Annotated in this window: 14 protein-coding genes; 5 read left to right on the top strand and 9 right to left on the bottom strand. The window is 61.9% G+C overall.

Features of this window, described 5'->3' with window-relative positions; translation table 11 throughout:
• Positions 1 to 99 precede the first annotated feature (99 nt).
• On the top strand, positions 100 to 990 hold the full coding sequence (locus tag F0185_RS17930) for a LysR family transcriptional regulator (protein WP_167226654.1): 891 nt from the start codon (positions 100 to 102) through the stop codon (positions 988 to 990).
• A gap of 175 nt (positions 991 to 1,165) precedes the next feature.
• Here F0185_RS17930 and F0185_RS17925 read toward each other — a convergent pair whose 3' ends face one another.
• From F0185_RS17925 to F0185_RS17910, 4 genes are all read right to left on the bottom strand, one after another.
• Complete coding sequence (locus tag F0185_RS17925; protein ID WP_167226652.1) at positions 1,166 to 2,056, bottom strand: hypothetical protein; 891 nt, start codon at positions 2,054 to 2,056, stop codon at positions 1,166 to 1,168.
• Positions 2,056 to 2,835, bottom strand: coding sequence for a hypothetical protein (locus F0185_RS17920; RefSeq protein ID WP_166896957.1), 780 nt, complete (start codon positions 2,833 to 2,835; stop codon positions 2,056 to 2,058). Before F0185_RS17920 ends, F0185_RS17925 begins: the two co-directional genes overlap by 1 nt.
• 2 nt (positions 2,836 to 2,837) lie before the next feature.
• Positions 2,838 to 3,341: a hypothetical protein gene (locus F0185_RS17915; protein WP_167226650.1), complete on the bottom strand. Its 504-nt coding sequence runs from the start codon at positions 3,339 to 3,341 to the stop codon at positions 2,838 to 2,840.
• 101 nt (positions 3,342 to 3,442) lie between these two features.
• The gene (locus F0185_RS17910; protein WP_167226648.1) at positions 3,443 to 3,733 is read right to left on the bottom strand and encodes a J domain-containing protein; all 291 of its coding nucleotides are present in this window, start codon (positions 3,731 to 3,733) and stop codon (positions 3,443 to 3,445) included.
• Positions 3,734 to 4,106: 373 nt separating this feature from the next.
• Here F0185_RS17910 and F0185_RS17905 point away from each other — a divergent pair, with 373 nt between their 5' ends.
• The 3 genes from F0185_RS17905 (at position 4,107) to F0185_RS17895 (ending at position 9,235) form a co-directional block, all read left to right on the top strand.
• Positions 4,107 to 5,864, top strand: coding sequence for a glutamine--tRNA ligase/YqeY domain fusion protein (locus tag F0185_RS17905; RefSeq protein ID WP_167226646.1), 1,758 nt, complete (start codon positions 4,107 to 4,109; stop codon positions 5,862 to 5,864).
• Positions 5,865 to 6,096: 232 nt separating this feature from the next.
• Positions 6,097 to 7,908: a sensor histidine kinase gene (locus F0185_RS17900; protein WP_167226644.1), complete on the top strand. Its 1,812-nt coding sequence runs from the start codon at positions 6,097 to 6,099 to the stop codon at positions 7,906 to 7,908.
• Between the two features lie 175 nt (positions 7,909 to 8,083).
• Complete coding sequence (locus F0185_RS17895) at positions 8,084 to 9,235, top strand: glycine-rich domain-containing protein (RefSeq protein WP_167226642.1); 1,152 nt, start codon at positions 8,084 to 8,086, stop codon at positions 9,233 to 9,235.
• Between the two features lie 202 nt (positions 9,236 to 9,437).
• On the opposite strand, the gene F0185_RS17890 is transcribed toward F0185_RS17895, so the two are convergent.
• The 4 genes from F0185_RS17890 to F0185_RS17875 all read right to left on the bottom strand — a co-directional run bounded on the left by F0185_RS17890 (position 9,438) and on the right by F0185_RS17875 (position 11,435).
• Complete coding sequence (locus F0185_RS17890; protein ID WP_166896945.1) at positions 9,438 to 9,704, bottom strand: hypothetical protein; 267 nt, start codon at positions 9,702 to 9,704, stop codon at positions 9,438 to 9,440.
• Between the two features lie 186 nt (positions 9,705 to 9,890).
• Positions 9,891 to 10,163 carry a hypothetical protein gene (locus tag F0185_RS17885; protein ID WP_370664030.1) on the bottom strand — a complete coding sequence of 91 codons (273 nt, stop codon included), beginning with the start codon at positions 10,161 to 10,163 and terminating at the stop codon, positions 9,891 to 9,893.
• Between the two features lie 158 nt (positions 10,164 to 10,321).
• A complete protein-coding gene (locus tag F0185_RS17880; RefSeq protein WP_166878928.1) occupies positions 10,322 to 10,525 on the bottom strand; it encodes a hypothetical protein in 204 nt (67 codons plus the stop codon).
• A gap of 22 nt (positions 10,526 to 10,547) precedes the next feature.
• Complete coding sequence (locus tag F0185_RS17875) at positions 10,548 to 11,435, bottom strand: SDR family oxidoreductase (RefSeq protein ID WP_167226640.1); 888 nt, start codon at positions 11,433 to 11,435, stop codon at positions 10,548 to 10,550.
• 361 nt (positions 11,436 to 11,796) lie between these two features.
• On the opposite strand from F0185_RS17875, the gene F0185_RS17870 reads away from it, so the two are divergent.
• A complete protein-coding gene (locus F0185_RS17870; protein ID WP_167226638.1) occupies positions 11,797 to 12,819 on the top strand; it encodes a CDP-6-deoxy-delta-3,4-glucoseen reductase in 1,023 nt (340 codons plus the stop codon).
• A 157-nt stretch (positions 12,820 to 12,976) separates the two neighbouring features.
• Here F0185_RS17870 and F0185_RS17865 read toward each other — a convergent pair whose 3' ends face one another.
• On the bottom strand, positions 12,977 to 13,588 hold the full coding sequence (locus tag F0185_RS17865) for a lysophospholipid acyltransferase family protein (RefSeq protein WP_167226636.1): 612 nt from the start codon (positions 13,586 to 13,588) through the stop codon (positions 12,977 to 12,979).
• Positions 13,589 to 13,592 lie beyond the last annotated feature (4 nt).

Raw genomic sequence — 13,592 nt, 5'->3', positions numbered from 1 at the left:
CAACCCGAAGTGAATAGACTGGAGTTATCTTAGGTTTGCGCTTTTATACTGTCCAATATATATTTGAGTCGTTTCTCATACACTGAATCGATTACAGACATGGAATTTCGCCAGCTTCGCTACTTCATCGCCGTGGCCGAGGAACTGCATTTCACGCGCGCCGCCGAGCGCCTGCACATCGGCCAGCCACCACTGAGCCACGCGATCCAGATGCTCGAAGCGGACGTCGGGGCGCAGCTGTTCGAGCGCACCAAGCGCTGGGTGAGGCTGACCGAGGCCGGTAAACTGTTCCTGGACGATGCGCGCCGCATCGTGGCCTTGTCGGAGCAGGCGGCCAGCACCGCGCGCCGGGCCGAACGCGGCGAGGCGGGCGAACTGCGCATCGGGTTCACCTTCTCGACGCCGCTCACGCCCCTGTTTGCGAACGTGATCAACCGCTATCGCCAGCAGTATCCGGCGGTGACCCTGACCCTGCACGAAATGGCCACCGTGCCGCAGATCGAGATGCTGGCGCGGCGCGAACTCGACCTGGGATTCGTGCGCCCGCCGGAAGATACGCTGCCGGACAATATCGGCTTGACGGCGCTGCGCGAAGATCCGCTGGTGGCGGTGCTGCCGACCGGGCTGGCCCTGGCGCGCAAGAAAGCGGTCGCGCTCAGCGAGATGGCCGAGCTGCCGTTCGTGATGTATCCGCACAGCGCGGGGACCGGGATTTATCCGCAGATTTTCAGGTTGTGCCGGGATGCGGGGTTCGTGCCGAGGGTGGCGCAGACGGCGGGGGAAGCGTCGACCATTATCGGGCTGGTGGCGGCGGGATGCGGGGTGTCGGTGCTGCCAGGGTCGTTTGAGCGGATCAGGATGGACGGGGTGTGTTATCGGCCCTTGCTCGATGCGGGAGCGACCACCACCTTGCTGCTGGCGCAGAGGAAGGGCGAGCATGCGCCGCTGGTGCAGGCATTTTTGGCGTTGGCGAGTGAGGCGGCGGTTTAGCCGCTGCGACCGTCGCAGACTTCGTTAACTGCAAAACCGTCGTTCCCGGGCAGGCGGGAATCCATAGCACCCTTGCTCACACGTGCTATGGATTCCCGCCTGCGCGGGAACGACGGTTTTGAGACCAAACGTGCTTACAGCGCCACGGTCCTGCTAACAACGACTTGCAGGGACATCAACCATAATCCGCATCGAGCTCCGAACCCGCATAGTTCTCGAACTCGGCGAACAAGGTTTTCATCGCCGTGCGCGTGCGGATTTTCTGGATCACGGTGCAGTTGGTGCGGTACGATTCAATCCGCTCCGCGATCACCGGCTGGTGCTGCGCCGGGACCTGCTTCATCAGCGCCGCCCAGCCCTCTTCATAATCGGGCTTGTTCTTGCGGACCGATTTCACCAATCGCTCAAAGTCGGCCTGCCCGGTGCGCGCCACGATCCGCCCGCCTCCTTCGATCGCAAAAATGATCGCGACCGCAATCACCCCTTCGGCATTGAGGTCGGCGTCGTTGATCGGCCCCGCGTAGTGATGGCGGCGCAGCCAGCCGGCCGCGCGCACGATCGCCTGCACCGCCTTGCGCTGCTTGTACTGGACCTCGAATTTTTCGAACCCGGCCCAGTTCTGGTACGGATCGGCGCTGCAGATGTCGACGAACAAATCCTTCAGGCGCCGCTGCGCGTACACCGGGTCCTGGTCGTACTCGCCCACCAGCGAATCTTCCGGCAAGGCGGCCAGGTCGCGCACCATGCGAAAACCCGCCTGGAACGCATGCTCGGCGCCTTCTTCGATCAGGAAATCGAGCGTGGCATCGTCGTCTTCTTCGCCCAGTTCATGCTCGAGCCCCAGCGACACGCAGCCCACCGTCAGCAGCAAGGCCTTCTGGATGCCTTCGGCGGTGCGGTCGTTGGTGAACTTTTCGGCCACCATGGCGGTGATGCCGGCCAGTTCGTCGGCCAGGATCACCGACTCGTCGCCGATTTCGCGCGCGGACAGGCAGCGGATCGCCCGCACCAGCCGTGGCAGGCGCTCGATGACGATGGCCGGCAGCGTGTTTGGCGCCGCCTCCATCACGAGAAGATTCCCGTGCCGATGCTCTTGCGCACGCCGCGCTTGGGCACATTGCTGCGCGAGGACGGCACCTGCTTGCGCAAGCGGTACAGCAGTTCCTTGGTGCTGCGCATCAGGAACTGCTGCTCTTCGTCCGGATCGTCAGTGTACTCGGCGTCGGCAATGTCGCCGCTGTGGCGGAAGTCGGGGAACAGTTCGAACAGGGCGCGGTCCCAGCCATCTTCGCTGGCCTTGGCCAGTTCGATCGCCAACGGCGCCACGTCGCTGTCGGACGAGGTCTGGCTGGTGATGTACGGGCCCTTGGCCAGCACTTCGCCGGCCAGTTCCAGCATCTCTTTCGGCGCCATCGAGAACAGGATCGCGAACACGGTCGCGCCATGATCGGTGGCCGACGCCTCCATCAGCAGCTCGGCGCGGCGCTCCGGGTCGTCGGCCGAAAACACGATGCCGTGCACGTGCGCGAACAGGGTTTCGGCGACCCGCTCAGGGTCGTCTTCGATCATGTCGTCCGACCAGGTGGCGGCGAAAAACGCCAGGCTGTCGGCCCAGGCCTTGGGCGGCACCAGCAAGGTCGCCAGCGAGGTCTTGCCGCCGTCGAAACCGGACAAGTGCAGGGCCGTGACCTGCGGCGCGAGGGTGGAGAGCACCTCGACCACGGCCAGGTCGCCATGCGTCTCGACCGCTTCGGAAAACGCCTGCTCGGCATGCGACAGCGAACCGGCCAGTACCAGTTCGCTGATCTGTTTCGACAGCGCGGGCAGATTGCTGTTTTCGCTCATGCTCAATCTCCTTCCTTATCGAACATCTGGGCGAAGTCGTCGGTGACGCCGTCGTCTTCGTCGTCGTAGCGGTCGTCGCCGTCATCGTCGCGCGAGAGCTGTTCGAGCGATTCGTCGTCCTCGTCCCACAGGCGCGGGTGCTTGAACAGGAACGCGGTGATGATGGCCTGGCGCGCCAGGTCCGGGTGGTTGTCGGTCATGGCGGCGTACATGGCTTCGGCGTCGCCCTCGCAGGCGGCCATGGCGAAGACTTTTTCGGGGCTGCCGCCTTCGTACTCGCCCGCTTCGGCCAGCAAGCCCTTGGGATTGCTGAAGGTGATGTGATCGACCAGCGCGAAGCTCATCATGTTGACGTCTTCGATGCCGCCGCCGCTGGTGTATTCGCTCACCAGGGCATTGACCATCATGGCGTAGTTCTTGCGGTTCGGCGGGTCGCCCAAAATGCCGTCGATCTGGCCGCCGAGTTCACGCGACTGGTAGGCAAATTCGGGATGTACTTTTGTCATTTTCTGATCCTGTTGGTAATGCGTATCGACTGTTGAAGCGAAGCGCGGACGCACGGCGCCTTGGGCAAGCGCGTGCCATGTCCGGAAGTTGGGGGCGATGCTTACACCGGCAAGGTCACGCCATTCAGACTGAACAGCGAACGCCACAAGGCGAACGCCTCTTCTTCCGCATCGATGATGATGCGGTGGTTGACGCTCTGGTTGTATTCCTCGCGCCTGGCCGGGTCGGACAGGATTTCGTAAGCCTTGACGATGCTCTTGAAACGCACTTCCGCACCGGGCGCATCGTTGCGGTCCGGATGGAAACGCATCGCCAGCGAGCGGTAAACCTTCTTGATCTCGTCGTCGGTCGCATTCGGCGCCACGCCGAGGGTGGTGTATAAATTGTCCACGGGAAACTCCTGCTGCCGAAACTGTAAAGCGAGATTATCCTATAGAACGGCGGCGGCGGGGCGGAATGGGATGCCGGGAGTGAAGGCCGCCCGACTGGAGTGACGTGTAGTGGCGTCGGCTTGGTCGTTTTGTCACAAACTACAAGCTTCGACCAATTCGTTTTGCCCCTCTACCCTCAAAACCGTCTTTCCCGCGAAGGCGGGAATCCAAGGCACCTGCGATGAGCGACGAAATTGGATTCCCGCCTTCGCGGGAAAGACGGTTTTATGTGTGGCGGCAACGGCGGAAGTGTAGCGACACCCCGCCCACTAACGCAATATATACGCATTGCGTTAGAATGACACAACCCTATCATTCGCAAAGCATTCCTCCATGAGCAACGAAAAAAACACTGCGGCGCCGGCTGCGAATGCCCCGTCGCCGAACTTCCTGCGCGCCATCGTCGAGAACGACCTGGCCGCCGGCGCGCACGTCCGTGAGGGCTTGCCGCCAGTTATCACCCGCTTCCCGCCGGAGCCGAACGGCTACCTGCACATCGGCCACGCCAAGTCGATCTGCGTCAACTTCGGCCTGGCGCGCGACTACCAGGGCCGCTGCCACCTGCGCTTCGACGATACCAATCCGGCCAAGGAAGAACAGGAATACGTCGACACCATCATCGACAGCGTCAAATGGCTCGGTTTCAGCTGGGAACAACAAGGCCAGAGCCACCTGTACTACGCGAGCGACTATTTCGACCGCCTGTACGCCATGGCCGAATACCTGATCACGGCCGGCTTCGCCTACGTGGACAGCCAGAGCGCCGACGATATCAAGAAAAACCGCGGCAACTTCGGCACGCCGGGCACCAACTCGCCCTTCCGCGACCGCACGCCCGAGGAATCGCTGGCGATGTTGCGCGACATGAAGGCCGGTAAATACAAGGACGGCGAACACATCCTGCGCATCAAGATGGCCGCCGATTCGATGGCCTCGCCCAACATGACCAACCGCGACCCGGCCATTTACCGGATCCGCCATGCGCACCATCACCGTACCGGCGACGCCTGGTGCATCTATCCGATGTACGACTTCACGCACCCGATTTCGGACGCGCTGGAAAACATCACCCATTCGGTCTGCACGCTCGAATTCCAGGACCACCGCCCGTTCTACGACTGGCTGCTGGCCACCCTGGCCGAAGGCGGCTTCTTCAACAAGCCGCTGCCGCACCAGTACGAATTCGCGCGCCTGAACCTGACCTACGTGGTCACCAGCAAGCGCAAGCTGCGCGAACTGGTCGAAGACGGCATCGTGACCGGCTGGGACGATCCGCGCATGCCGACCATCGTCGGCCTGCGCCGGCGCGGCTACACGCCGGAATCGATCCAGCTGTTCTGCGAGCGCATCGGCGTGTCCAAGGCCGACGGCTGGATCGACATGAGCACCCTGGAAGGCTGCCTGCGCGAAGATCTCGACCCGAAAGCGCCGCGTGCCACCGCCGTGCTGCGTCCGCTGAAGTTGATTATTGATAACTTTCCGGAAGGCGAATCGGTCGAATGCACCTCGCCCGTGCATCCGCACTTTCCGGAGCGCGGGCTGCGTACTTTCCCTATAACAAGGGAGCTCTGGATCGAGCAGGATGACTTCATGGAAGTGCCGACAAAAGGTTACTTTCGGTATTTCCCGCCGATCGGCGACGCCCCCGGCAGCCGGGTTCGCTTGCGTCACGGCTACGTGACCGAATGCACCGGTTTCGACAAGGATGCCGATGGGAATGTTACCGCCGTTCACGTGAAGTATTTCGAGGACAGCAAATCGGGTACCGAAGGTTCGAACACCTACAAGGTCAAAGGTAACATTCACTGGGTCAGCGCCGCCACCGCCCTGGAGGCCGAAGTGCGCCTGTACGACCGCCTGTTCACCGAGCCGCAGCCGGATGCCGGCGGGCGCGAATGGAAGCCGTTCCTCAATCCGAACGCGCTGGAAGTGGTGACGGCCTATCTGGAGCCGGGCATGAGCGCGGCCGAACCCGACCAGCGCTTCCAGTTCGAGCGCCACGGCTACTTCGTCGCGGACCGTGTCGACTCCACCCCGGGCAAGCCGGTATTTAACAGAGTTACTACTTTGAAAGATAGCTGGGCAAAATAAACGTTGCCGAAACGCGACGCTTTCGTCCCCACCGAACCCCGCCCCGGCACTGCCGCGGCGGGGTTCTTTCTATATTCAGACTTTTCCGATCTCCATACCTAGCAGGATCAATAGGTATTATGACAACTAACTTCCGGTTAATGTGGATCAAACAATGCATCGCCATTTGGGGCTACCGAAAGGAATGCAACGCACCATGCTTACTCTGAAGACAACTATAAAAACATTTTCGATGGCTCGTCCCGCCCTTTGGGTCGGCTTGCCCTTCTCGCTGGCGGTGGGTTTGGTGCTTTACCTTGCCACCGCCAATTCTATTCAAACCGATTCGCGCGCCCGTTTTGCCGGCCTGGCGCAAAATGCCCGCAACACCATCAACGCCCGCATCAAGTCGTATACCGACGTGTTGCGCGGCACGGTCAGCGTATTCCAGATCAGCGAGCCGCTCACGCGCCGCCAGTTCCACGGCTACGTCAACGGACTGGGACTGGCGCGTAATTTCCCGGCCATCGAAAACATCAATTTCGCCCAGATGCTGCAGGACGCCGACCGCGATGCCTTCCTGCAGCGCGTGCGCAAGGAACGCGCGGCCGACGGCGCCGGCGAGGCGGAGGAGTTCACCATCAAGCCACCCGGGCGCCGTCCTTCCTACACGGTGGTCACCTTCGTGGAGCCGGAAGTACGCTGGGCCGCCACGCTCGGCTACGACCTGTTCACCAATCCGCTGATCGTCGACACGCTCGGCGAGCTGCGCGACACCGGCAAGCTGTTCACCTCGGGCTTGCCGATTTCCTTCATTTCGGGACCGGGCCGCACCGGGCTCGGCATGCGCCTGCCGGTCTACCGGCCGCATGCGCCGACCGCGACCGTGGCGCAGCGGCGCGCCGCTTATCTGGGCACGGTCGGAATCGCTTTCAGCGTGCAGAAGCTGGTGCAGGGCGTGATCGACGAAGTGCCGATCAAGAATGTGCGCATGATGCTGGTCGATAACGCCCTCGGCCCGGACATGCTGCGCGGGCGCGTGTTGTTCGACAGCGGCGGAAACGACGAAACATCCCTGCCCGCCGCGCTGGCGCCGGAACGCTTCTACGCGACCTTGCCGATCGACTTCAACGGCCGCCAGTGGGACGCCACCTTCAGCGTCGCCGCCACCGAGCTGTACACGGGCTTCGAGGAATTCGCGCCGTGGCTGGCGATGATGGCCGGCTCGGTCAGCTCGATGCTGTTGTACGCCCTGTTCCATGCGCTGACCTCGTCACGACGGCGCGCCATCAAGATGGCCAAGGGCATGACGCGCGAACTGCGCGACAGCCAGGCCAAGCTGCAACTGTCGCACCAGAACCTGCGCCGCCTGGCGGCCCACGCCGACCAGATCAAGGAAGGCGAGCGCAAGCGCATCGCGCGCGAAATCCACGACGACCTCGGCCAGAACCTGCTGGCGCTGCGCATCGAGGCGGACATGCTCAGTTCGCGCACGCGCGAGCGCCATCCGCGCCTGCACGCGCGCGCGCGCTCCACCTTGCAGCAGATCGACGCCACCATCAAGAGCGTGCGCCAGATCATCAACGACCTGCGTCCGAACGTGCTCGACCTGGGGCTGTCGGCGGCGGTCGAGTGGCAGATCGCCGAATTCAAGCGCCGCACCGGCATTGCCTGCGAACTGATCGACGAGCCGAAGGAAGTGGCGCTCAGCGACCATGCGGCCACGGCTTTTTTCCGCATCCTGCAAGAATCGCTGAGCAACATCGTGCGCCATGCGCAGGCCAGCCGGGTCAGGGTCGAACTCAAGCTGGGCGGCAACCGCCTGTCGATGACCGTCAGCGACAACGGCATCGGTTTGCAGGCGGGCGAACGGGCCAAGGTCGGCTCCTTCGGCCTGGTCGGCATCGAGGAACGCATCAGCATCCTCGGCGGCTCGTTTTCCATCACCAGCGATAGCGGCGAAGGGACCACGGTCTGCGTGAGCGTCCCTTTGCACAATGAGCCCGCGCGTGGCCACGCCAGCGGTACGTCCAGCAAAAATGAAGCGCATGCAGCGTTTGTCTGATGACGACGGGCATTGTCCTAAACAGATTCCTCCTCGATGGCTTGCGGCACAGTCAGTGCATCCGCAGTGCACTAGGAATATCCCCGAGTAATGCTTGAGCAAAGTCAATAAGTCGGAAGCGGACCGGCGCAACATCCTCAAACAGTAACGGAAATCAATGTAATCGGGCAATTGATTGACCGTAAGAAAGAAAGGAGACAGGCAGCTTGCAGTACCGGTAACACCCGCAAGTCCAAACAGGGAATGTAGTCACATAAACCAATCACAACTCTACAAAAGAGGCTTAATCATGATGACCAACGACGCAATCAAAGCAATTTCGGAACTCGATCTGGACCCGATCAAATTCAAGCTCACGCATGCCGAATCCGGCGAAGGCTGGTCGCAGGAAAAAGCGGATGCGGTGGAAGTGGAATATCGCCGTTTCCTGTATCTGATGAAGGCATTCCCGGAAGACGAAACCGCGCCGATGATCGAAGTCGACATCTTCTGGCACTACCATATTCTGGACACGATGAAGTACGCGAAGGATTGCGAGCACGCGTTCGGCTATTTCCTGCATCACTATCCGTATGTGGGCATGAGCGGCGAAGCAGAAGATACGCAGCACCTGCAGGACTGCGGCAACCGCATGCGCGACCTGTATGAAAGCACCTTCGGCGAAGTATATGGCGCCCGCGCCGCCGCCTGGTGCACGCGTGCCGTGGAAGAGGCGCCGGTAGAGACAGCTGGCGCGCAATCGGCATGGTGCACCCGCACTGCGGAAGGTGAAACGGCGGTATCGGCCGGCGCCAAAGCCGCATGGTGCACCCGGACCAATGCCGAAGCAGCCAAAGCCGCATGGTGCACCCGCACTACCACCGACAGCGCTACCTCGGCTTGGTGCACGCGCACCGTATCGGCCGACACCAAAGCCGCATGGTGTACCCGTACTACCACCGATAGCGCAAAATCCGCATGGTGCACGCGCACTGCAACGCCGCAAGCGAAAGCCGCGTGGTGCACGCGTGCTGCCACCGACAGCGCCAAATCGGCCTGGTGCACACGCACTGCAACGCCGGAAGCAAAATCGGCCTGGTGCACGCGCACTGCAACGCCGCAAGCAAAATCGGCCTGGTGCACGCGCACTGCGACGCCTGAAGCAAAATCGGCCTGGTGCACACGCACCAGCGCAGAGGCAGTGAAATCGGCATGGTGCACCAGGGCCATGCCAGCGGCTGTGCAATCGGCCTGGTGCACGAGGGTCTCGAGCGAGCCCATGGTTGTAACCGCCGCCACATCGGACCTGCTGCTATCGATCAGCAAGGGCGTGGCGCAGTCGGCTTGAACAAGTCAGGCCACGCCGGACGCCGGCAATGAGTAATGCCTGGCCGCACGCGCAGCCTGCGCAACGCCATGGTCAAGCATGGGTGGCGGCGCCACGGTCCACCCAAGGGCACTAAACCAGAAAGGTAAGGCCGACGCGCTGCAATGCGGACCGGCATTGCCATCCCAAGGGGCACGTGGTGCCCCTTTTCTTTTGGCGCCCCTCAGGCGTTGAGATTGATGCTCACCGCCGGCACACCCATCATGGCGCGCAATTCCCGGATACTGAAATCGCTGATCTCATGCATGCGCAACAGGATGGTCGCGCCGATCGGCAAGGTGCGGTGGCGGATTTTACTGATCACGGGTGGCGCAACTTCGAGCGCGCGCGACAGGGCCGCATCGTTCTTGAGCTGCAAGCGTTCGATGATGGCGTCGAGCACCTTGTTCGGATCGTAAGTCGGTTCTTCAGGAAATCTGCGATTGGTCATGAATTTAAGTCTCTCGAAATTCGCGCCCGTGGCATATTCGCCAGGGCACTGTCTTTACAGTCGATTAGTAAGCGGTGATGGCAAAAACAGCCTGAATATGCGGCTGTTTAGGCATGGGCTTGCATCATACACCTAAGTGTTGACATTCGCTCAACCAACGGAACTTAAACTCAATACACTTTGTGTTTAAGGCAATATTTGGTGAGATTGTGACCGGCGTGCGGCGCGCCGCGCGGGCGCAAACAGCCAGTACAGGGCAATCTGAGTGGCCAAACAGCTGTAGTTGGTGGGAATCAGATAGAATTCGATGAGCAAGCGCTCACTATCGGGGTGGGCAAGACGCCAGCCGAGCTGGCGGCGGATCTCGTCGGGCGGCGGCGGCGGGCGCCGCGCGCCCTCGCGCCGGGCCATGTAGGCGCGTACTTGTTCTTTGGACGGCTGGATGATCTGGTGTGGCACGGCGGTAGGCACGGCGGTAGGCACGGCGGTAGGCATGGCGGTGAGCACAAGTGAGCAATTGAGAGACGACATCGCACACAATACGACCAAGCCGCGCCCAGAACTTGATGGCCGTCAAACGAGCGCGGGAGTTCGCCCATTGACAGCCGGGTTTCTGCCTATTTCTTCTGGCTTGCCAGGTACAAAGCCTTGGCATCCTGGTGCGCGCGGTCCACGGTGCGCATAGCTTCCTTCTCGTCATGCTCGACGAAAAATTCGGCGTCCTGCGCTTTCACGACCAGCTTGATCGCGGCAGCGTCGCTCAGGTTGTACTTTTCGGTGATCAGGGTGGTTACTTCATCAAGATATTCTTCGTAGGTCATCGCGCTTCCTTAGTGAGGACCGTCATTTTACCAGCGCCATCGCCGCCACCGCCGGCGCCACTTGCGGATAACGCAGGCGCACGCCCAGTTCCTGCTTGATGCGCTGGTTGCTCATGCGCCGCGACTCGGACATGAACGACAGCAACATGGGAGATACCGAAGCAACTAGTTGCGATCGCGCAACGCGAGGCGGACGCGCCATGCCAAAGGCGTCGGCCACGGTATCGAAATAATCCGCCATTTTCATATGGGTATCGTCGACGGCATGATAGATACGCCCGGGCAATGTCCTGTACAAGGCCAATGCGACAATCCGCGCCAGGTCGTCGGCGTGGATATGGTTGGTGAACACGTCCTCCGACGCCAGCAGTGCGGGCGTGCCCTGCTCCAGGCGGCGCAGCGGCAAGCGCTCGCGCGCGTAGATGCCGGGCACGCGCAGGATCGCCAGGCGCGCGCCGCTGCGACTGGCCCAGGCGCGCAGCACCCGTTCGGCATCGACCCGGCGCTGGGCACGCGCATTGCGCGGGGCCACGGTGCGGGTTTCATCGATCAGCGCGCCGCCGCAGTCGCCGTACACCCCGGTGGTACTGATATACACCATGCGCGCGCCAGGCGGCAGCACCGCGCACAAGTTGCGCGTGCGCGAATCGATGGCGCCTTCGCCTGGCGGCGGCGCCATGTGCACCACCCAGTCGGCCAGGCCGGCCAGGCGTTTCAGGCTGGCCGGTTGGTCCAGGTCGGCAATGATGGGAATCGCGCCGGCCGCGCGCAACTCGGCGCAGCGTTCGGCATTGCTGGTGACGGCGAAGACGCGAAAGCGCGCGCGCACCAGCGGCAACAGGCGCATGCCGACGTCGCCGCAGCCGAGAATCAGGAGACGCGGCCGTTTGAATGGTGAAGAGGTCATCATGTGAATGGAAGGTTATCGATGGCGTAGCCGGACAATATACAAGATAAAGACAGCGCCGGTGGCGGGGCCGGGCTGGCGGGCTGTTGCACGCGGCGCCGGCGGGAGTGCATGTAAAATACCCGCAACCGTCGGTCGTCGCGGCAGAAGTAAGTACCCGCGCAGAAATAAATGTGAGATTTTGGCGAACATAGCCGGATGCGATGCAAGGCGCCCTCCGCTTGCAGTGCGAGCACTGCAAGCGGAGGGCAACGCCGCAGCGCGCCGGCTATGGAAGACAAAAATCACAGTTATTTATGGGCGGGTACTTAGTAACACCGGCACGATCGACCCCGACCATGTAGTTCTTATTGATGATGACGATATGACGTTTCAGATTACTGTCCAGCCGAGCGGCCACCAGTTTGCCTGTGAAGCGGACGAAACCGTACTGGCGGCGGCGATCCGCGCCGGCATCGGCCTGCCCTACGGCTGCAAAAATGGCGCCTGCGGTTCCTGCAAGGGCAAGGTTGTCTCCGGCACGGTGACGCACAAGGCGCACCAGCAGCGCGCGCTGAGCGACGAAGAAAAAGCCCAGGGCTATTCGCTGTTCTGCTGCGCCACCACGGCGGCCGATCTGGTGATCGAAGCGCGCGAAGTGGGCGGCAGCACCGATTATCCGGTGCGCAAGATGCCATCGCGCGTGGCCAGCATCGAAAAACCGGCGCCGGACGTGGCCATCGTCACCCTGCAACTGCCGGCCAATGAAGCGCTGGCCTACCGTCCGGGGCAGTATATCGAGTTCATGCTACGCGACGGCAAGCGGCGCAGCTACAGCATGGCAAGCGCGCCCAGCCAGGGCGGTCCGCTGACCTTGCACATTCGCTACATGGCGGGAGGCCTGTTCACGGAACAAGTGTTCAACACCATGAAAGAGCGTGACATTTTGCGCTTCGAAGGGCCGTTCGGCACCTTTTACCTGCGCGAAGACAGCGACAAGCCGATCGTGCTGCTGGCCTCCGGCACTGGTTTCGCGCCGGTCAAGGCGCTGGTCGAGCACCTGATCCACCTCGGTTCCACCCGTCCGGTCAGCCTGTACTGGGGCGGACGCCGGCCAAGCGACCTGTACATGAATGCGCTGTGCGAAGAATGGGCGGCCACCCTGCCCCAGTTCAAGTACGTGCCGGTGGTATCGCACGCCTTCCCGGAAGACCATTGGAGCGGGCGCACCGGCTACGTCCACGCCGCCGTGATGCACGACTTCCCCGACCTGTCCGGCCACCAGGTGTACGCCTGCGGCGCGCCGGTGGTGGTCGAAGCGGCGCGCCGCGAGTACGTCGAGCAATGCGGCTTGCCGGCCGAGGAATTCTACGCCGACGCCTTCACCAGCGAAGCCGACCTGGCCTAACTGGGCATGGCTCCGCCACAAACCCCGCACCGGGGTCTGACCTCTGATTAGCAATCAAATCCGGGGTCAGAGCTTTAACTAGAAACGTTTCCTAACCGGGGTCAGAGCTTTAATTAGCAATTTATTGCTAATTAAAGCTCTGACCCCGGTTAGTGGATTATTTTCGCTTGACCGAGCTGGCGTCGAACTGGTCGCTGTTTTTGCCGGTCACGCCGCTGTAGAACTGCTGGATCTCGGCCATGTCGAGGGTGATGTCGCCCGTGGTCTGGAACATGCGCCCGATGCCGCCGGTCTTGCGCTTGAAGTCCAGGTAGGCCAGCGCGATCGGTACGTTGGCGCCGTGCGCAATGTGATAAAAACCCGTCTTCCAGTGCGTTACCTTGCCGCGCGTGCCTTCCGGCGCGACAATCACCGCCAGCCGCTCGCGCTTGGCGAACGCGTCAATCGTGTTCTGGACCGTGTTGTTCGATGCGGTGCGGTCGATCGCAATCCCGCCCAGCCAACGCGACAGCCAGCCGATCGGCCATTTGAACAGGCTCGACTTGGCCATCCAGTACACCCGCAGCCGCAAGGCGAAACACACCATCAGCGTCATCGGGAAATCCCAGTTGCTGGTGTGTGGCGCGGCAATGAGGACGTACCGGGAATAGCCGGCAATCTGCTCCGGCGTCAATCCTTCGGTGCGCCATCCCAGCAGGCGCAGGGTCAGCAGCGAAAAGCCTCTCATCAGGGTGTTGACGACAGGGGTGTCAAATATGGTGTTCTGCATAAAA

This window comes from Massilia rubra, from assembly GCF_011682065.1.
Lineage (GTDB): Bacteria > Pseudomonadota > Gammaproteobacteria > Burkholderiales > Burkholderiaceae_D > Telluria_A > Telluria_A rubra.
This window is presented reverse-complemented; position numbering and strand designations above follow the sequence as displayed.